Below are 17609 nucleotides of genomic sequence, written 5' to 3' on the forward strand. Positions count from 1 at the left end.
TGCGTGGGTGCACAGCGCATCACGCCGGTCGCTCAAGGTCCTCGCCACGACGCTCGCCGCCACCATCGCCCTCGCGATACCGGCCGCCGCGTCCGCCGCGCCACGGCCCGCGGTCCCGAAACCCGCCGAGGCCTGCGCCAAGAACGCGGCCCCGCCCGCGCCGGTGGACACCTCCGAGAAACCGGCGCCCGGCCAGGCCTCGCCCGCGCCGCTGCCGGTCCCGGCGCAGCCGGTCGGCGGCGCCCGGATGGGTGAATGCGGGACGGTGGTCCCGGCGGACGTGCTGAATCCGCCGGACGGGGTCACCGCCGCGTCGTGGGTCCTGCAGGACCTCGACACCGGCAACGTGCTCGCCGCGAAGGACCCGCACGTGCGCGAACGCCCCGCCTCCCTGATCAAAACGCTGCTGGCACTCGTCGCCGTCACCGAGCTGAAACCCGAGCAGCCGATCACAGTGACCAAGGAGGACGCCGAGCAGGAATGCACTTGTGTCGGCATCGAAGCGGGCGAACAGTACACAGTGGACCAGCTGCTGCACGGGCTGCTGATGCACTCGGGCAACGACGTCGCGCACGCACTCGCCACCGCGCTCGGCGGCGTCGACGCGACGCTCGCCAAAATGAACGGGCTCGCCGCCCGCATCGGCGCGACGGACACCCGCGCGGCGACGCCGTCCGGGCTCGACGGCCCCGGCATGTCGACCTCGGCCTACGACCTGAGCCTGATCTTCCACTACGCGATGAAGCAGCCGGAGTTCGCGAAAGCCGTTGCCACCAAGCAGTACGAACTGCCCGGTTCGAACGGCAAACCGGCCATTCCGATCCTCAACGACAACAAGCTGCTCGGTGTTTATCCCGGATTCCTCGGCGGCAAAACGGGCTTCACCGACGACGCGCGGCACACCTACGTCGGCGCCGCCCAGCGCGACGGCAAGCGGGTCGCCATCGTGCTGGTGCGTGCCGAACAGCAGCCGACTCCCGTCGTCAGCCAGGCGAGCAAGCTGCTGGACTACGGCTTCGCGCTGGAAAAGGTCAAGGCCGATCCGGTCGGGAAGATCGACTATCAGGCCCCGGCGGCGGCCACGACGGAGGAGAAGTCGGGTAAGGCGGGCGGCACCAATGTCGCCAACGCCGCCGCCGGCGGTGGCGCCGCGGCGGAGGACGCCTTCGGCACCACCGGCTGGGTCATCACCGTGCTGGTGTTCCTGATCATCGCCGGTGGCTTCGCCGTCGGCTATCAGCGCAAGAAAGCTCAGGCCGAGCAGGACCGCTAGGAGCGGCGGCGCCCCAGCCAGCCGAGGATCGCGCCGACGCCGAACGCCCCGGCGACCGCGCCCAGCCCCGGGCCCGGCTCGACGACGACACGCTGTTCCAGCACCACCGGCGGGGGCGGCTGGACGACCTTGCGCTGGTTCTCCCGCGCCGTCGCGGTCCACGCGGTGACGAACAACAGGAACCGCGAGACGAGGTTCGCGAACACGAGCAGGCCGATCACCGGGCCGAGCAGCGCCGCCGCGGGCGATTTCAGCACGGAGTTCAGGTAGATCGTCGCGACCTGTTGCAGGATCACGAATCCGACGGCGGCGAAGATCGCGCCCTTGACCGCGCTGCGGAAGGTCGCGTGTTCCCGGGGAAGCCGGGCGATCACCCACAGGAACACCAGCGTGTTGGCCGCGATGCCGAGCACGATGGTCGCGGCTGTCAGCAGGAACACCGCCCAGCCTTCGTGCTCCAGCCCCACCAGACGCAGGAGAAGACGCCCCACCCCACTACCGGCGGCTGTCAACGCGAACGACACGACGAGCGCCAGGCCGAGTCCGATCAAGGCCAGCAGATCCTTGAGTGTGGTGGAGACGAGCGGCAGCGACTTCTTCTCCAGCCCCCACTGCGCGGTGAGCGCGTCCCGCAGGTTCGACATCCAGCCGATCCCGGAATACAGCGCGAGCAACAGCCCGAAGATCCCGATCCCGCCACCGGAATCCAGCGCGCCCTTGACGATCCCCATGACCAGGTCCTGCAACCCCTCGGGCACGGACTTCTTGATGCCGTCCTTGATCTGCCCGATGATCACCGGATCGTGGTTCACCACCTTGCCGACGACGGCGAAGGCGACCAGCAGCAGCGGGAACACCGCGAGCACGCTGAAATACGTGATCGCCGCCGCGTAGTGGTTTCCGTACCGTTCCCCGAACGCGTCGTTCGCACGGAACAGGTGATCGAGCCAGGGATATTTCCGCCGCAGCCGGGGGATCAGTTTTTCCTTACCGGGGCTGGTTTCGCGTGCGTTCGCCACCGGGAAACGCTAACCACCCCCGGTGCCGCCCGCAATGCGAGCACTCAGGCCGGGGGAAGGAAGCCGATCCGCTCGTACACCCGCGCGAGCGTTTCCGACGCCACCGAACGGGCGCGCTCGGCACCGGCGGCGAGGATCCTGTCCAGCTCCGCGACATCGTCCACATAGGACTTGACCGCGGCCTGCAGCGGGGTGACCCACTCGACGAGCACCTCGGCGAGGTCCTTCTTCAGGTCGCCGTATCCCTTGCCCTCGTACGCCGTTTCCAGCTCGGCGATCTTGCGCTCGGTCAAGGCCGAGTAGATCGTGAGCAGGTTCGAAACCCCGGCCTTGTTCTCGGTGTCGAAGACGATCTCGCGGCCGGTGTCGGTGACCGCGGAACGGATCTTCTTGGCAGAGCGCTTCGGATCCTCCAGCAGCTCGATGAGCCCGTTCGTCGTCGCCGCGGACTTGCTCATCTTGGCCGTCGGGTCCTGCAGGTCGTAGATCTTCGCGGTCTCGGAGAGGATGTACGGCTCCGGCACGGTGAACGTCTTGCCCAGCCGGTTGTTGAAGCGCTGCGCGAGGTTGCGCGTCAGCTCGAGGTGCTGGCGCTGGTCCTCGCCGACCGGCACCGCGTCGGCCTGGTACAGCAGGATGTCCGCGGCCTGCAGCACCGGATAGGTGAACAGCCCGACACTGGCACGGTCGGCGCCCTGCTTGGCGGACTTGTCCTTGAACTGCGTCATCCGGCTGGCCTCGCCGAACCCGGTCTGGCACTCCATCACCCAGGAGAGCTGGGCGTGCTCGGGCACCTGGCTCTGCACGAACAACGCGCTGCGCCGCGGGTCGATGCCGATCGCGAGCAGCTGCGCGGCCGCGATCCGGGTGCGCTGCCGCAGCACCTTCGGATCCTGTTCGACGGTGATCGCGTGCAGGTCGACGACCATGTAGAAGGTCTCGTGCGTGTCCTGCATCCGCACCCACTGACGCAGCGCGCCGAGGTAGTTGCCGAGGTGGAACGAGTCGGCGGTCGGCTGGATCCCGGAGAGGACGCGGGGACGAGCGGCGGGCGCGGTCTGTTCTTCGGACACGCCAGGATTCTTCCAGGCGCTCCGGTACCGCGAACCGCGAGGTCCGGTGCGACCATTCGGACGAATCCGTGAAATACCCCATACTTCCGACGGTTCTGCGCACGTACCTGGCGTTTCTACCCTTCGTGATCACCGGACTACCGGTCGACACGAAGGAGAACCCGATGAAGGCACGATCTCTGCTCGCGGGCATGGCCGTGGCCGTCGCGGCAGCCCTGTCCCTGCCCGGCGTGGCCGCGGCATCGACGGAACCCACGGGTGTGCAGCCGAACATCGTGGGTGGCACCAACGCCACCGAGGTCTACTCGTTCATGGCGTCGCTGCAGTCGAGCAGCGGCGGTCACTCCTGCGGCGGCTCCCTGATCAAGGCGAACTGGGTCGTCACCGCGAAGCACTGCGGGCAGCCCGCCCAGGTCCGCGTCGGCACCACCAACCGGACGAGCGGTGGCGCGGTGGCCAGGGTGTCCTCGCGGATCGCCCACCCGAGCGCGGACATCGCGCTGCTGAAGCTCGCGACGTCGGTCAGCCAGGCCCCGATCGCGATCGCGGCGTCGTCCGGTCCGGACGGCACGGCCACCCGCATCATCGGCTGGGGCCAGACCTGCCCGAGCCGGGGCGGCTGCGGCGCACCGGTGAACCTGCAGCAGCTGGACACGTCGATCGTGTCGGACAGCCGCTGTTCCGGGATCAACGGAGCCAGTGAGATCTGTACGAACAACCCCGGCGGGAACAAGGGCGCCTGTTACGGCGACTCGGGCGGCCCGCAGGTCAAGAAGGTCAACGGCGTGTGGCAGCTGATCGGCGCCACGAGCCGGGCCGGCAACAACAACCCCACCTGCGCGACCGGTCCGTCCATCTACGTGGACGTCCCGTACTTCGCCAGCTGGATCGCCTCGAACACCCGGTAAGCGCTCCCCCGCCGAGCGCGTTCAGCCCGCTGAGCGCGCTCGGCTCAGGGCTGGCGGTAGGGCGTGAGAGCGGGCCGGGTCGGCTTGTCCGCCTGAGCCAGCTCGGCCTCGGCCAGGTCCGCCTCGGCGAGGACGGCCTCGGCCATGGCCGTGACGTCGGCGGCGTTCTCCGCCCGCGCGGCCGCCGCCGCGGCGGCGCGGGTCTTGCGACGCTGACGCAGGACCCCGAGGGCCATCCCGACGATGCCCAGCGCGACGGCCACCATCCCGACCGGGCCCAGCAGCCCGAACGACACCGCGCTGGTCTCGACCCGCGAGTCGGGGACGTCGGCCAGTGCCGCGCCGCCCCCGGCCAGGAGCAGCGCCGCCGGCACGGCGACGAGCATGGCCGTGACCCGTGTCCCGCGCAGGACGGATCGCGTCAGGGGATGACCTGGGTTGCGCACCGGGGTGCCTCCCACGTAGTAACGGTTCTGAGCGAGCCCTCACCCGTACGAGTGAGACCCGACGTGCTACTGGTCAAAAAACTACCGAGCGTGTCAAGACCTGCTGGTCCTGATCAACTCGGGGCCAGAGACTAGCGCCCACACGGGGAGCTACGACGCCCACCCCCACTCTGCGCTACTCACAGTGGTAGCGAACTCACGCCCAGCACGGACCGTGACCACGAAAGGGTTCGCGCGCCCTCGCCGCCACCCCCAGTGCCGTCCACACGAAAAGCCGCCCGATCAGCCGGGGAACTCGATGTCGTAGGCCGCGGTCACCGGAGCGTGATCGGACCAGCGCTGGTCATAGGACGCCGCCCGCTCGACCTCCACCGAGACGACCTTCCCGGCCAGCCCGGGGGTGGCGAGCTGGCAGTCGATGCGCCAGCCCGAGTCGTTGTCGAAGGCCTGCCCGCGGTAGGACCACCACGTGTACGGGCCGGGCCCTTCGGGGTCCAGCACACGCTGCACGTCGACGTAGCCCGCCTGCTCGTACACCTGCCCGAGCCAGGCCCGCTCCTCCGGGAGGAAACCGGAGTTCTTCCGGTTTCCGCGCCAGTTCTTCAGGTCCACGGTGTCGTAGGCGATGTTCCAGTCCCCCACCACGACCACTTCCCGCCCCGACGCCTCCGCCTTGGCGCGCAACTCCGCGAGATAGGGCAGGAACGCCGCCATGAAGCGTTCCTTCTCCGCCTGCCGCTCGGTGCCGACGTCCCCGCTGGGCAGATACAGGCTCGCCACCACGACCTTCGGCAGATGCGCCTCGAGGTAGCGGCCGCTGTTCTCGAACTCGGGCTCGCCGAAGCCGACCCGCACCTCCTCGGGCTCGACGCGGCTGTACACCGCGACACCGTTGCGGCCCTTGACTTCCGACGGCGCGTGCACGGCGTGCCAGCCTTCGGGCTCGACGACCGACGCGGGCAGCTGATCCCGCTCGGCACGCACCTCCTGGCACGCGACGACATCGGCCTTCGTCGCGGCGAGCCACTCGACGAAGCCCTTTTTCACGGCGGCCCGCAGGCCGTTGACGTTCACGGTGGAGACGATGAGCACGCCGGGCACGCTACCTCGCGGGCCCGACAATTCCGCGCGGGCCCGCGGCGGACTCTGGAAGACTGCGGCGCCATGAGCGAGCTGACTGTGCTGGGCAGCTGCGGCGCGTGACCGGCGCCCGGCCGCGCGTGCGCGGGGTTCCTCTTGTCCTGCAACGGTTTCCGCGTCGTTCTCGACCTCGGCTACGGCGCCGCGAGCCGCCTGTTCACGCACTGTGCCGCCGCCGACGTCGACGCCGTCGTGGTGACCCACGAACACCCCGACCACTGTGCCGACGTCAGCGCGCTCGGCCGCGCGTGGCACTACACGGTCCAGGGCGAGCAGGACGAAAACCGGCTGCCGCTCCACTGCACTCCCGGCACGCTGCGCCGGTTGGAAGCACTGGAGCCGCGCCCGCATCCGGCCTCGATCTTCGCGGTACACGAACTCGGCGCGCCCCGCGACCTGGGCCCGTTCCGGCTGACGTCGTCCTTGTTGCCGCATCACGTGCCGAACCACGGGATCCGGCTGAGCGCGCCCGGCCTCACCGTGGCCTACACGGGCGACAGCGGGCCGTCGCCGCTCGTCACCGAACTGGCGCGCGACGCCGACCTGCTGATCTGTGACGCGACGCTGCAGAGCGCGCCGGTGGACGGTCCGCGGCGCGTGATGACCGCGGCCGAGGCGGGGCGCCACGCGGCGGCGGCCGGGTCGCGCAGGCTGTTGCTGACGCATTTCTGGCCGGGCTCCGATCGCGCGTTGTCGCTGGAGCAGGCGAAAGCCGAATACGACGGCGAAGTACTCATCGCCGGCGAGGGTCTGGTCGTCAGGCTCTGACCGTCAGCACTTCGCGCCCTCTTCGGGCTTGGTGAACTCGGCGGAAACCCACTTGGTGTCCGAGATCTTGCGGAACCCGTTCTGCGCGCCGGGGAGCACGTCGACCTTCGCGTCCTTGACGTACTTGCCCACGATCTTCGCGTTGCCGTCGGGAGCTTCGCGGACGTTGAGGACGTCCGCGGTGACACCGACCTTGCACCCGGTCGCCGAAGTCGCGTCGGCGGACTGCTTGTTCAGCGCGTAGATGATGATCACCGCGGCGACCACGCCGATGATGATCCACGTCTTCTTCGCCAGGCCCAGGATCACGTCAGCTCCTCAGTACGGGAACCAGCCACGACCAGGGTAGGCAAACCTTGGCGGGCCGGACAGCCTCCGCCTTGCCAACCACCCGGAGGCGCCAACCGTGTCACCCGGCGGTGACGGCAGGTGACCACCCGGTAACGGCCGAGAAGCGCCGAAAAGCCCCCTTTCCGGGCATTTCGGCCGGAAAGGGGGCTTTTGACGGAGCCGGTGGATCAGCCCTGTGAGGCGATCTTCTTGGCCAGGTTCTCGTCCAGCGTGCCGAGGAACTCCTCGGTGGTCTGCCAGGCCTGGTCCTTGCCCACGAGCAGGGCGAGGTCCTTGGTCATCTTGCCGCTCTCGACGGTCTCGATGACGACCTGCTCCAGCGTGTTCGCGAAACCGACCAGCTCGGCGTTCGAGTCCAGCTTGCCGCGGTGCTCCAGGCCCCGGGTCCAGGCGTAGATCGACGCGATCGGGTTGGTCGAGGTCGGCTTGCCCTGCTGGTGCTGGCGGTAGTGCCGGGTGACCGTGCCGTGCGCGGCCTCGGCCTCGACGGTCTTGCCGTCCGGCGTGCGCAGCACCGACGTCATCAGGCCGAGCGAGCCGAAGCCCTGCGCGACCGTGTCGGACTGGACGTCACCGTCGTAGTTCTTGCACGCCCAGACGTAGCCGCCCTCCCACTTGAGCGAGGCGGCGACCATGTCGTCGATCAGCCGGTGCTCGTAGGTGATGCCCTTGGCGTCGAAGGCCGCCTTGAACTCGGTGTCGAAGATCTCCTGGAACACGTCCTTGAACATGCCGTCGTAGGCCTTGAGGATCGTGTTCTTGGTGGAGAGGTACACCGGGTACTCGCGGTCCAGGCCGTACTGCAGCGAGGCGCGCGCGAAGTCCTCGATGGACTTGCGGTAGTTGTACATCCCCATCAGGACGCCGCCGCCCTCGGGGAACTTCGCGACCTCGAACTCCATCGGCGCGGAGCCGTCTTCCGGGGTGTAGGTGATCGTCGCGGTACCGGGGCCGGGGACCTTGAAGTTGGTCGCCTTGTACTGGTCGCCGTGCGCGTGACGGCCGATGATGATCGGCTTCGTCCAGCCCGGCACCAGCCGCGGGATGTTCCGGATGACGATCGGCTCGCGGAAGATCACGCCGCCGAGGATGTTGCGGATCGTGCCGTTCGGCGAGACCCACATCTTCTTCAGGCCGAACTCCTCGACACGCGCCTCGTCGGGGGTGATGGTGGCGCACTTGACGCCGACGCCGTGCTGCTTGATGGCGTTCGCGGCGTCGACGGTGATCTGGTCGTCGGTGCGGTCCCGCTCCTCGATGCCCAGGTCGTAGTAGTCCAGGTTGACGTCCAGGTACGGGTGGATCAGCTTGTCCTTGATGAACTGCCAGATAATGCGGGTCATCTCATCGCCGTCGAGTTCGACGACGGTGCCCTGGACCTTGATCTTGGCCATGAGCAGCGGTGCTCCTTCCGCGGATCTTCGCGTTACTTCTTCGTCTCGCCGGTAGCGGTACAAGCGTACTGCTTAACGGAGCTGGATGGTTCCAGTAGTGGTCGGCATCAAGTCTCCAACAGCGGATTGTGGCCAGGCTCACCGGGCGGCGTGGCCCGCCCACCGGCTCACGTCAGCCGTCACGGTACGCGCGGCCTTTCCTGTCGGATGACCGCCCGACCTGCTGCGCTACCCGGATTTCGTAACGGACCGGGCTCGTTCCGCCGCCGGGTGCGGTGGGACCATCGACGCATGGGATTGTTCACCGTGTCGGAGGCGCGCGCCGAACTCGCCCGGCTGAGACCCGTGCTCGACGAACTGGTGCGCGTACGGGCCGACGCCGCCGAACTCGCCGCCGCGCTCCGGGTCGGCGGGCGCGACACCGACCTCGGTGGCCTGCCCGAATGGAAGGCCGCGCAGGCCCGGCTCGACGAGCTGATGACCGCCGTGCAGGCCACCGGCGCCGAGCTCAAGGGATTCGCGCCGCTGCTCGTGGACTTCCCGTCCGAGATGGACGGTGTGGACGTCCTGTTGTGCTGGCTCGAAGGCGACCGGGAACTGGCCTGGTACCACCGCACGGATCTGGGTTTCGCGGGACGCCGCCCGCTGCCGTGAAACGCGGCTAAGGTGGGCTGGTGAGCGACCCCACCATGGCCCAGCTGCACGACGAACTGGCCGGGACCTACGACGAGAACACCTTCCACGCGACCATCGCGGACGCGCTTGTCGACGGCCTCGCCGGGGAACCGGCGCCCGGGCTGCTGCTCGACGTCGCGGCGGGCACCGGCCACGCGGCGTTCGCGGCTCTGCGGCTGTCCCCGGGCAGGGTGCTCGCGGTGGACATTTCCCCCGGCATGATCGCGCAGGCCGAGGCCAAGGCGGCGACGCTGGATCCGGACCGCCGGATCACCTGGCAGGTCGGCTCCGCGGTGCCGATGCCCGCCGAAGACGGCAGCGCGGACGCCGTGCTCTGCGCGTCCGCACTGCATTTCCTCGGCGCGACGGCACTGCGCGACTGGCTGCGTGTGCTGCGGCCCGGCGGCGTCGCGGCCTTCAGCCTTCCGCTGGCGGCACGGTTTTCCCCGTCGGGGAAGTTCGCCGCGTTCGTCCCTGCCGATCTGCCGATCCCGGACACGGCCGAGGAAGCCGCCGCACTGGCCACCGGGGCCGGCTTCACCGACGTCGTCGCGCGCAGGCTGAACACCGAGGACGAACGTCCGCGCTCCGCCTTCGTCGTGCACGCCCGCGCGCCACGCTGATCCGGCTCGTCTCACTGTCCGAACCGGACCCCCGCGTCAATCCTTTATGGATGGTGTGGCCGGGTCTCAGGCCTGGAAACGGATCGTGGCACGGAAGGCAGGCTTGTCCGGCCCACCGCAGCGCTGATCGACGTCGGCGTCGAACGCCGTGAGCTTGCCCGTGGCGTCGCGCTCGATCCGGGCGACGGTGAAGTCCGCGTAGTCTTCCTTGCCGCAGCCGAAACCGTTGGACACCAGGAAAATTCCCGGAGTCGCGAGCGGCGCGTCACGCTGGCCGCGGAATCTCGCGCCCGGGTAGGTCCCCGGCCGCAGCACCGCGCCCCCGGCGTCGCTCAGCTCGATCCGGATGTAGTCGAAGCCGCCGTCCGCCTCGGCGTCCACCTTGACCACTCCGGCGTTCTCCCAGACGTTGATCTCCTGGGCGGGCGAAGTCCACTGGGCACTGCGGCCGTGTACCGGCCAGGCACCGTCCTCGGCAGTGAACGACAGGCTCGTCGACGGATCGGCCGACGCCGCCGGGATCGCGAGCGTGTTCGCGGCGGCGACCGCCGCGAACGTGAGCAGGGCACGGCGCAGCACGATGTTCATCGGATCCCCTCCTCGCCGCCACAATGGCGGCCCCTGATCCGATCCTGGCAGCACGCCGTCCCCGCCAGGTAGCCTCAACACCCTTTCGGCGCAACGACTTTCAGTCAACGGCACAGTCGGTCAACGGCACGGTCGGTCAGCGGCACAGTCCGGTCACCGATGCAACGTGGCGCCCTTGAGGATCTTGTCGACGGCGTTCTTCGGACCGTGCACCGCCAGCCCGGCGAGCGCGAGCTTCTCGCCCGGCACCGCGCGGACGGCGGCGCGGTTGTCGCGGTCGTTACCGGTGTGGAACAGCTCGTCGGTGAAGATCGAGATCCGCAGGCCGCGGCCGAGGGCACGGCCGTGCGCGGCGGCGAGCACGTCGGCGGACCCGGCGAAGACCATGACGGGCTGGCCGAACATCGGCAGGTAGCCGGCGCCGTCCGCGTCCTCGTAGGGCTCGCCGATGATCTCGGGCGTCGCGTGCGCGATGCCGCTGACCAGGAACGCGGTGACGTTGAGCCGTTGCCAGGACGCCAGGTCCTCCCGCAGGAGCACGGCGATCTTCGTGGGAAAGCGAATCGGTTCGGACATACCCGCAAGACTCGCCGCAGCGCGACCTCGGCGTCTTGTACGTTTTTCACATGAGGCCACGGATCTCCGCCTGGCGGCCGCCGGTGCCGGGCATCGCCGAGGTCTTCCACGCGCGCTTCGTCGAGCACTCCTACCCGGTGCACACCCACGACACGTGGACGCTGCTGATCGTCGACGACGGCGCGATCCGCTACGACCTGGACCGCCACCACCACGGCGCGCTCGGCGCGTCGGTGACGCTGCTGCCGCCGAACGTCGCGCACGACGGCAGGGCCGCCACCAGCCACGGCTTCCGCAAGCGCGTGCTCTACCTGGACACGTCGATTCTGGGCGAGGACCTGATCGGCGCGGCCGTAGACCACCCGAGCATGGCCGATCCGCTGCTGCGGACCCGCGTCCACCAGCTGCACGAGACGCTGGCACACCCGGCGGACGCCCTCGAAGCCGAAAGCAGGCTGGTCCTGGTCGCCGACCGCCTGCGCGACCACCTCGACCGCCCGCTCACCGGCGCCCCGCCCGCCAGGGGCGTCGCCGACGACCTCCGCGACCTGCTCGACGCGCACCTGCCCGACGCGCTGACCCTGCGCGAAGCCGCCGACGCCCTCGGCGCGCACCCGGCACACCTGGTCCGCGCCTTCGGCAGGCGGTTCGGCCTGCCGCCGCACCGCTACCTGACCGGCCGCCGCGTCGACCGGGCCCGCCGCCTCCTGCTCGCGGGGACGCCGGCCGCGGAAGCCGCGGTCCGCGCCGGATTCGCCGATCAGGCCCATCTGACCCGGCATTTCAAGCGCTATCTCGGTACGACCCCTGCGCGTTTCGCGGCAGGCTGACACTCGCAGCGGCACCGCAGACGAGCGAAAGCGTCCCGGTGCGGCTCGTGAGATGCTGTGCGCATGGCACGCGCACTGCACCTGACCGGCGACAAGGAAGCCGACGCCCTGCTGTCGAAGGACCCGTTCGCCCTGCTGACCGGGATGCTCCTCGACCAGCAGATCGCCATGGAGGTCGCGTTCATCGGCCCGAAGAAGATCGCCGACCGCATGGACGGGTTCGACGTCCGCAGGATCGCCGAGTCCGACATCGAGGAGTTCGTGGAGCTCTGCGTGACGCCCCCGGCGATCCACCGCTACGGCGGTTCGATGGGCCGCCGGGTGCACGCGCTCGCCCAGCACATCGTCGAGAACTACGACGGCAAGACCGATCGGATCTGGAAGCAGGGCAAGCCGGACGGCAAGGAAGTCCTCAAGCGGCTCAAGGCCCTGCCCGGCTACGGCGACCAGAAGGCCCGGATCTTCCTCGCGTTGCTGGGCAAGCAGCGCGGTGTCCAGCCCGAGGGCTGGCGCGAGGCCGCCGGGGCGTACGGCGACGAGGGTTCGCACCGCTCCATCGCCGACGTCACCAGCCCCGAGTCGCTCGCCGAGGTCCGCGCGTTCAAGAAGGCCGCCAAGGCGGCGGCCGCGAAGTAACACGGCTCCGCGCACCGCCGCCGCGGTGAACCGGTGGGTCCACTGTGGACGGCGGCGGTGCGGGGAAATCGCCTACAGTGCGCTCTGCAGCCGCTGGGACAGCAGCGAAACGAACCGCGCCGGGTCGGCCAGCTCGCCGCCCTCGGCCAGCAAAGCCATTCCGTAGATCAGCTCCGCGGTCTCCTTGAGCCCCTCGTCCTCCGGCCGCGCCTCGTGCGCGGTGCGCAGGCCGCTCACCAGCGGGTGCTCGGGGTTGAGTTCGAGGATGCGCTTGACCGGCGGCAGTTCCTGCCCCATCGCCCGGTACATCTTCTCGAGCGTCGGCGTCATGTCGTAGCTGTCGCCGACGATGCAGGCCGCCGAAGTGGTCAGCCGCGAGGACAGGCGCACCTCCTTGACGTTGTCCTCCAGCGCCGAGGACATCCACGTGAGCAGGTCGGCGAAGTCCTTCTGCCGCTGCTCGCGCTCGGCGGTCTTCTCCTCGTCGTCGGTGTCGAGGTCGACCTGGCCCTTGGCGACCGACTGGAACTGCTTCTCCTCGAACCCGGCGACGGCGTCGACCCACATCTCGTCGATCGGGTCGGTCAGGATCAGCACCTCGAACCCCTTGGCACGGAAGGCTTCCAGGTGCGGCGAGTTCTCGATCGCCTGCCGGGACTCGCCGGTCAGGTAGTAGATGTGCTCCTGACCGTCCTTCATCCGCTCGACGTATTCGCGCAGCGTGGTCGGCTTCTCGGCGTCGTGCGTCGAGGCGAACGAGCAGATGTCGAGGATGGCCGTGCGGTTCTCGGTGTCGTCGAGCAGCCCTTCCTTGACCGCGCGGCCGAACTCCTGCCAGAACGTCGCGTACTTTTCCGCCTCGGTGGACATCAGGGTCTTGACCGTGGAGAGGATCTTCTTGACCAGACGACGCCGGATCAGCTGGATCTGGCGGTCCTGCTGCAGGATCTCGCGCGAGACGTTGAGCGAAAGGTCCTGCGCGTCGACCACGCCCTTGACGAAGCGCAGGTACTCCGGCATCAGCGCTTCGCAGTCGTCCATGATGAACACGCGCTTGACGTAGAGCTGGACACCGCGCTTGCGCTCCCGCATGAACAGGTCCATCGGCGCGCGCGAGGGCAGGAACAGCAGCGCCTGGTACTCGAACGTGCCCTCGGCCTGCAGCCGGATCGTCTCCAGCGGGTCCTGCCAGTCGTGACTGACGTGCTTGTAGAACTCGTGGTACTCGTCCTCGCTCACGTCCGAGGACGGGCGGGCCCAGAGCGCCTTCATCGAGTTGAGCGTCTCGACCTTGGGCTCCGCGCGCTCCTCGCCCTCTTCGCCTTCCTTGCTCTCGGCGGCGGGCTCGGTGGTCATCCGGATCGGCCAGGTGATGAAGTCCGAGTACTTCTTGACGATCTCCCGGAGCTTCGCCACCGACGTGTAGTCGAAAAGGTGGTCCTCGACGTCGACCGGCTTGAGGTGCAGTGTCACCGCGGTGCCCTGCGGGGCGTCGGCGACCGGTTCGATCGTGTAGGTGCCCTCGCCTTCCGACTCCCAGCGGACGCCCTCGTCCGCCCCGGCCCGCCGGGTCACCAGCGTGACCTTGTCGGCCACCATGAAGCTGGAGTAGAAGCCGATGCCGAACTGGCCGATCAGGTCGCCGGAGGCGGCCGCGTCCTTCGCCTCCTTGAGCTTGGCGAGGAACTCGGCGGTGCCGGACTTCGCGATCGTGCCGATCAGGTTCACCACGTCGTCCCGGGACATCCCGATGCCGTTGTCGCGCACGGTGAGCGTGCGCTGCTCCGGATCGGTTTCGAGCGTGATGTGCAGGTCATCGGTCTCGGCCTGCAGGTCCTTGTCCTGGAACGCCTCCAGCCGGAGCTTGTCCAGCGCGTCCGAGGCGTTCGAGACCAGTTCCCGCAGGAACGTGTCCTTGTTCGAGTAGATCGAGTGGATCATCAGCCGCAGCAGCTGCCGCGCTTCCGACTGGAACTCCAGCGTCTCTGCCGACGTCGTCACCTACGTCCCCTCCCAGCGATAACCGCTCTTACCGGCCCGACATCTTAGCGAACCAGACGACGTCCGGTTCGCCGCGCGGTACCGGGACCACGGCCACCCGGACGTCGGCGAACCGCGATCGCAGCCGCTCGGTGAACGACGGCGCCGCGCCGGCGCTCCACACCGCGAGCACGCCCCCGGGCCGGAGCCGCTCGGCGAGACCGTCCACACCGGACTCGCCGTACAGCGCGGCGTTCCCGTCCGTGACTGTCCATTCAGGACCATTGTCGATGTCGAGGCACAGCGCGTCGAAGGTTTCGCCGGTTTCCCGCAGCCAGGCAACGAGATCCGCCTCGACGACGGTGACCCGCGGGTCGGCGAGCGCGTCTTCGTGCACCGTCCGCAAAGGACCGCCGCGGTTCCACGTGATCACCGCGGGCTCACGTTCCACGACGACGGCCTCGGCCACGTTCGGGTGATCGAGGGCCGCCCGCAGCGAGAACCCGACGCCGAGACCGCCGATCAGGATGCGCGCCCCCGGCGCCAGCGCGTCCGCCGCGCCGGTCACCAGGAGCCGCTCCGACTCGCCGTTGCGGGTGTCCATGAGGAACACCCCGTTCGCGATGACCTCGAACGCTTCCCCGTCACGCCGCAGCACCAGCTCCCCACCGCGGCCTCGCACCACATCGACCACTTCCGCCACGCACGGACCTTCTCACAGCAGCCCGGCGAGCTTGTACAGCACCAGGCTCCCGGCCACCGCGACGTTCAGGCTGGCTCCCGTACCGGCCATCGGGATCTCGACCACGGTGTCGAGCGGGTCCAGCGCCTCGGGCGGGAGGCCGTGCTGTTCGTGCCCGAGCACCGCGATCGTCCGGCCGCGCGTTCCCGCGCCAGCCAGGTCATGCACCCAGCGCGCACAGGCCGGACGGCGCAGGACGTTCTGTCACGGCGCAGCGCCGCGGCGCAATGCCTCCGGGACCCGCAAACCTCGGTACCACAGGACAAGCGCCGACGGCGTCACACGTGCGGAGCAGGATGCCGAGGTTCGCGCCGCAGGTCTAGGACTCGTGAGCGTTTTCGCCCGTCAACGGTCCGCAACGCTCACGAGTCTGGGTGAGCACCCGGCCAGGCGACCCATCGGCCCTGTACGGACTCCTTCCCGCTTTTACTGCGCCGTTCGTTACCAATCCGACGGCAGCCACGGCGGAAACGGGTACCGACGAGCAGATCGGTCACCGAACGTATCCGCCTACTTTCGGTCGGATTGGTAACCTGGAACACGCGGAGGTGAAGCCCAATGCACGCGATGGTAGGAGACGAGATCCAGGTCCATGGCCGCACCGTGGGATCCGCCGAACAGCGCGGCGAGATCCTCGAGGTGCGGGGCAAGAACGGGGAACCGCCGTATCTGGTCCGGTTCGCCGACGGGCACGAAGCCCTGGTGTATCCCGGCCCCGACTGCGAGGTACAGGCACACACCGGCTGACCGGCGCCCTCAGCTCGATACCGCCACCTCCTCCCGGGCGGTGGCGGTACGGGCGCGCCAGCCCACCACGATGACCACGGCGGCCACCGCGGTCAGCACCGCCGCGACCTCGGGCAGCAGGATCGGCCCGCCGATGTCCAGCACCACCCCGCCGACGACGCCGGACAGGCCGACGCCGAGGTAGATCGCGGACGCGTTGAGCGAAAGCGCCAGCCCGGCGTGCACCGGCGACAGCTCGATCAGGCGGTGCTGTACCGGCGGGTTGAACGACCAGGTGCACAGGCCCCACAGGAACATCACGATGCCCGCGCCGACGGCCGTGCTCGCGATCAGCGGCAGCAGCGCCAGCACCACGGTGAGCCCGGCGACCACGGCGAGCAACGGCCGCCGCGCGCCCCAGCGGTCGGTGACGCGGCCGCCGGCGAAGTTGCCGATCGCGCCGCCGATGCCGTAGCAGAACAGCAATACCGTCACGGCCGTGCCGTGCAGCCCGGCCGTGGTGGCCAGCACGGGTGAGATGAACGTGTACACGGTGAAGGCCGCGAGACAGGCGAGCACGGTTGTCACCAGCATCGCCAGGACCCGGGTGTCCCTGGCGACGGAGAAGCGCTCCGCGAACCGCACCGGAGGCGGTGGCGCGACCTTCGGCAGCGCGAACCGGACCGCGACCGCCCCTGCCAGCGAGAATGCCCCGACCAGCGCGAACACGGTCTGGTACCCGAGCTGCTGGGACAGCAGGCTGCCCAGCGGAACGCCGAGGATGGTGGCGATGGTGAGCCCGCCGAACACGAGCGCCACCGCGCGGCCCCGCCGCTCGGGCGCGGTGAGCTCGGCGGCGACCGCGCTGGCCGCGGGCGTGAACACGGCCGCCCCGATCGCGGTGACGACCCGCGCGGCCAGCAGGGTGTAGTACTCCGGCGCGAGCGCGGCCAGCACGTTGCCGACCGCGGTGACGACGAGCGCGCCGACCAGGACGGCACGCCGTTCCCAGCGCCCGGTGAGCGCGGCGAACAGTGGGGAGCCGATCGCGTACGCGACGGCGAAGGCGGTGACCAGTTGCGCCGCGGTGGTGGCGGAGATGTGCAGTTGCGTGGTCAGCGCCGGGAGCAGCCCGGCGACGACGTACCCGCTGGTGCCGACGGCGAACGTGCCGAGCGCGAGCACGGACGTTCTCGCCTGCTTCACCGGCGGTGCCGGCGGTGCTGCCGTGGAGACGGTGGCCATGAGGTGGATCCCCCAACAAGCATAGTTCGATAGCTGTCGTAGTACGAAGATCACCGTACTACGCGGCACCGACAATTTCGATGACTGTCGTACTATGGGACCGTGAACAGCGCCGTACCCCTGACGCCGATCGTCCATCCCGACCGCGCCGAGCTGACGATCGAGGCCCTGCTCCGCGCACTGGCCGACCCGATCCGCCTGGCGATCGTGCGGCAGGTCGCGAACACCGAGGGCGAGGTCGCGTGCGGCGCGTTCGACGTCCCCGTGACGAAGTCCACACTGACCCACCACCTGGGAATCCTGCGCCAGGCGGGCGTCCTCGCCAGCCGCCAGGACGGCACGACGCGCTACAACTCGTTGCGGCGCAACGATCTTGACGTCGTCTTCCCCGGGCTGCTCGACGCGGTGCTGGCCGCACCCCACCACCCTTGATCGGCCACGTGGGCGGGCTCACGCGAAACCGGGATGACAACGGCACCCCTCGTGGGTTGAACTGAACGCGGGACAGCACGCGACGTCGGGGCCGCTGAAGCTGTCTTCCTTTTTGCCAGCCGACTAAATCGATTCAGACGCCGCCACGGACACTGTGGCGAAGCCTGGTCTGAGAAATCGTTTA

General features: G+C 69.2%; 20 protein-coding genes and 1 pseudogene. 9 read left to right on the forward strand and 12 right to left on the reverse strand.

Annotated elements, in window-relative coordinates; all coding sequences use genetic code 11:
• Positions 1-7: 7 nt before the first annotated feature.
• Positions 8-1273: a D-alanyl-D-alanine carboxypeptidase family protein gene (locus tag ACFW0G_RS23485; RefSeq protein ID WP_378327508.1), complete on the forward strand. Its 1266-nt coding sequence runs from the start codon at positions 8-10 to the stop codon at positions 1271-1273.
• Here the strand turns inward: ACFW0G_RS23485 and ACFW0G_RS23490 are convergent.
• Complete coding sequence (locus ACFW0G_RS23490) at positions 1270-2292, reverse strand: YhjD/YihY/BrkB family envelope integrity protein (RefSeq protein WP_378327509.1); 1023 nt, start codon at positions 2290-2292, stop codon at positions 1270-1272. The genes ACFW0G_RS23485 and ACFW0G_RS23490 overlap by 4 nt on opposite strands.
• A 44-nt stretch (positions 2293-2336) precedes the next feature.
• Complete coding sequence (trpS, locus tag ACFW0G_RS23495) at positions 2337-3365, reverse strand: tryptophan--tRNA ligase (protein WP_378327510.1); 1029 nt, start codon at positions 3363-3365, stop codon at positions 2337-2339.
• Positions 3366-3529: 164 nt separating this feature from the next.
• Here trpS and ACFW0G_RS23500 point away from each other — a divergent pair, with 164 nt between their 5' ends.
• Positions 3530-4273, forward strand: a complete 744-nt coding sequence (locus ACFW0G_RS23500; RefSeq protein ID WP_378327511.1) for a S1 family peptidase — start codon at positions 3530-3532, stop codon at positions 4271-4273.
• A 44-nt stretch (positions 4274-4317) separates the two neighbouring features.
• Here the strand turns inward: ACFW0G_RS23500 and ACFW0G_RS23505 are convergent, their stop codons facing one another.
• Together ACFW0G_RS23505 and ACFW0G_RS23510 are read right to left on the reverse strand one after the other, a co-directional pair.
• Positions 4318-4719, reverse strand: a complete 402-nt coding sequence (locus ACFW0G_RS23505; protein WP_378327512.1) for a hypothetical protein — start codon at positions 4717-4719, stop codon at positions 4318-4320.
• Between the two features lie 282 nt (positions 4720-5001).
• Entirely contained in the window at positions 5002-5820 is an 819-nt protein-coding gene (locus tag ACFW0G_RS23510) for an exodeoxyribonuclease III (RefSeq protein ID WP_378327513.1), read from the reverse strand.
• A gap of 63 nt (positions 5821-5883) precedes the next feature.
• Between ACFW0G_RS23510 and ACFW0G_RS23515 the strand changes: the two are divergent.
• Positions 5884-6627, forward strand: a pseudogene (locus ACFW0G_RS23515) (MBL fold metallo-hydrolase).
• 3 nt (positions 6628-6630) lie between these two features.
• On the opposite strand, the gene ACFW0G_RS23520 reads toward ACFW0G_RS23515, so the two are convergent.
• Both ACFW0G_RS23520 and ACFW0G_RS23525 read right to left on the reverse strand, forming a co-directional pair.
• Positions 6631-6936, reverse strand: coding sequence for an SH3 domain-containing protein (locus ACFW0G_RS23520; RefSeq protein ID WP_378327514.1), 306 nt, complete (start codon positions 6934-6936; stop codon positions 6631-6633).
• Positions 6937-7145: 209 nt separating this feature from the next.
• A complete protein-coding gene (locus ACFW0G_RS23525) occupies positions 7146-8372 on the reverse strand; it encodes an NADP-dependent isocitrate dehydrogenase (RefSeq protein WP_378327515.1) in 1227 nt (408 codons plus the stop codon).
• A gap of 291 nt (positions 8373-8663) precedes the next feature.
• Between ACFW0G_RS23525 and ACFW0G_RS23530 the strand changes: the two genes are divergently transcribed.
• Both ACFW0G_RS23530 and ACFW0G_RS23535 read left to right on the forward strand, forming a co-directional pair.
• Positions 8664-9026 carry a DUF2203 domain-containing protein gene (locus ACFW0G_RS23530; RefSeq protein ID WP_378327516.1) on the forward strand — a complete coding sequence of 121 codons (363 nt, stop codon included), beginning with the start codon at positions 8664-8666 and terminating at the stop codon, positions 9024-9026.
• 20 nt (positions 9027-9046) lie between these two features.
• A complete protein-coding gene (locus tag ACFW0G_RS23535; protein WP_378327517.1) occupies positions 9047-9670 on the forward strand; it encodes a class I SAM-dependent methyltransferase in 624 nt (207 codons plus the stop codon).
• Positions 9671-9736: 66 nt separating this feature from the next.
• Here the strand turns inward: ACFW0G_RS23535 and ACFW0G_RS23540 are convergent, their stop codons facing one another.
• Both ACFW0G_RS23540 and ACFW0G_RS23545 read right to left on the reverse strand, forming a co-directional pair.
• Positions 9737-10258, reverse strand: a complete 522-nt coding sequence (locus ACFW0G_RS23540; RefSeq protein WP_378327518.1) for a hypothetical protein — start codon at positions 10256-10258, stop codon at positions 9737-9739.
• Positions 10259-10411: 153 nt separating this feature from the next.
• Positions 10412-10834 (reverse strand): DUF2000 family protein, encoded by a 423-nt coding sequence (locus tag ACFW0G_RS23545; protein ID WP_378327519.1) that lies wholly within the window; start codon positions 10832-10834, stop codon positions 10412-10414.
• Positions 10835-10884: 50 nt separating this feature from the next.
• Here ACFW0G_RS23545 and ACFW0G_RS23550 point away from each other — a divergent pair, with 50 nt between their 5' ends.
• Together ACFW0G_RS23550 and ACFW0G_RS23555 are read left to right on the forward strand one after the other, a co-directional pair.
• Positions 10885-11664: an AraC family transcriptional regulator gene (locus tag ACFW0G_RS23550; protein WP_378327520.1), complete on the forward strand. Its 780-nt coding sequence runs from the start codon at positions 10885-10887 to the stop codon at positions 11662-11664.
• A 63-nt stretch (positions 11665-11727) separates the two neighbouring features.
• Entirely contained in the window at positions 11728-12300 is a 573-nt protein-coding gene (locus tag ACFW0G_RS23555; protein WP_378327521.1) for an HhH-GPD-type base excision DNA repair protein, read from the forward strand.
• A gap of 72 nt (positions 12301-12372) precedes the next feature.
• Here ACFW0G_RS23555 and htpG read toward each other — a convergent pair whose 3' ends face one another.
• The 3 genes from htpG to ACFW0G_RS23570 are packed head-to-tail and all read right to left on the reverse strand — an operon-like array spanning position 12373 to position 15190.
• Entirely contained in the window at positions 12373-14301 is a 1929-nt protein-coding gene (htpG, locus tag ACFW0G_RS23560; RefSeq protein WP_378327522.1) for a molecular chaperone HtpG, read from the reverse strand.
• Positions 14302-14329: 28 nt separating this feature from the next.
• A complete protein-coding gene (locus tag ACFW0G_RS23565; RefSeq protein WP_378327523.1) occupies positions 14330-14983 on the reverse strand; it encodes a spermidine synthase in 654 nt (217 codons plus the stop codon).
• Positions 14984-14995: 12 nt separating this feature from the next.
• Positions 14996-15190 carry a TrmH family RNA methyltransferase gene (locus tag ACFW0G_RS23570; RefSeq protein WP_378327524.1) on the reverse strand — a complete coding sequence of 65 codons (195 nt, stop codon included), beginning with the start codon at positions 15188-15190 and terminating at the stop codon, positions 14996-14998.
• A gap of 390 nt (positions 15191-15580) precedes the next feature.
• Here ACFW0G_RS23570 and ACFW0G_RS23575 point away from each other — a divergent pair, with 390 nt between their 5' ends.
• Positions 15581-15769 carry a DUF1918 domain-containing protein gene (locus tag ACFW0G_RS23575; protein WP_378327525.1) on the forward strand — a complete coding sequence of 63 codons (189 nt, stop codon included), beginning with the start codon at positions 15581-15583 and terminating at the stop codon, positions 15767-15769.
• A 9-nt stretch (positions 15770-15778) separates the two neighbouring features.
• On the opposite strand, the gene ACFW0G_RS23580 is transcribed toward ACFW0G_RS23575, so the two are convergent.
• Positions 15779-16993 (reverse strand): MFS transporter, encoded by a 1215-nt coding sequence (locus ACFW0G_RS23580; protein WP_378327526.1) that lies wholly within the window; start codon positions 16991-16993, stop codon positions 15779-15781.
• Positions 16994-17095: 102 nt separating this feature from the next.
• Between ACFW0G_RS23580 and ACFW0G_RS23585 the strand changes: the two genes are divergently transcribed.
• Complete coding sequence (locus tag ACFW0G_RS23585) at positions 17096-17425, forward strand: ArsR/SmtB family transcription factor (protein ID WP_378327527.1); 330 nt, start codon at positions 17096-17098, stop codon at positions 17423-17425.
• Positions 17426-17609: the final 184 nt, after the last annotated feature.

It is taken from the genome of Amycolatopsis sp. NPDC058986 (assembly GCF_042741125.1).
In the GTDB taxonomy this organism is placed as follows: Bacteria; Actinomycetota; Actinomycetes; order Mycobacteriales; family Pseudonocardiaceae; genus Amycolatopsis.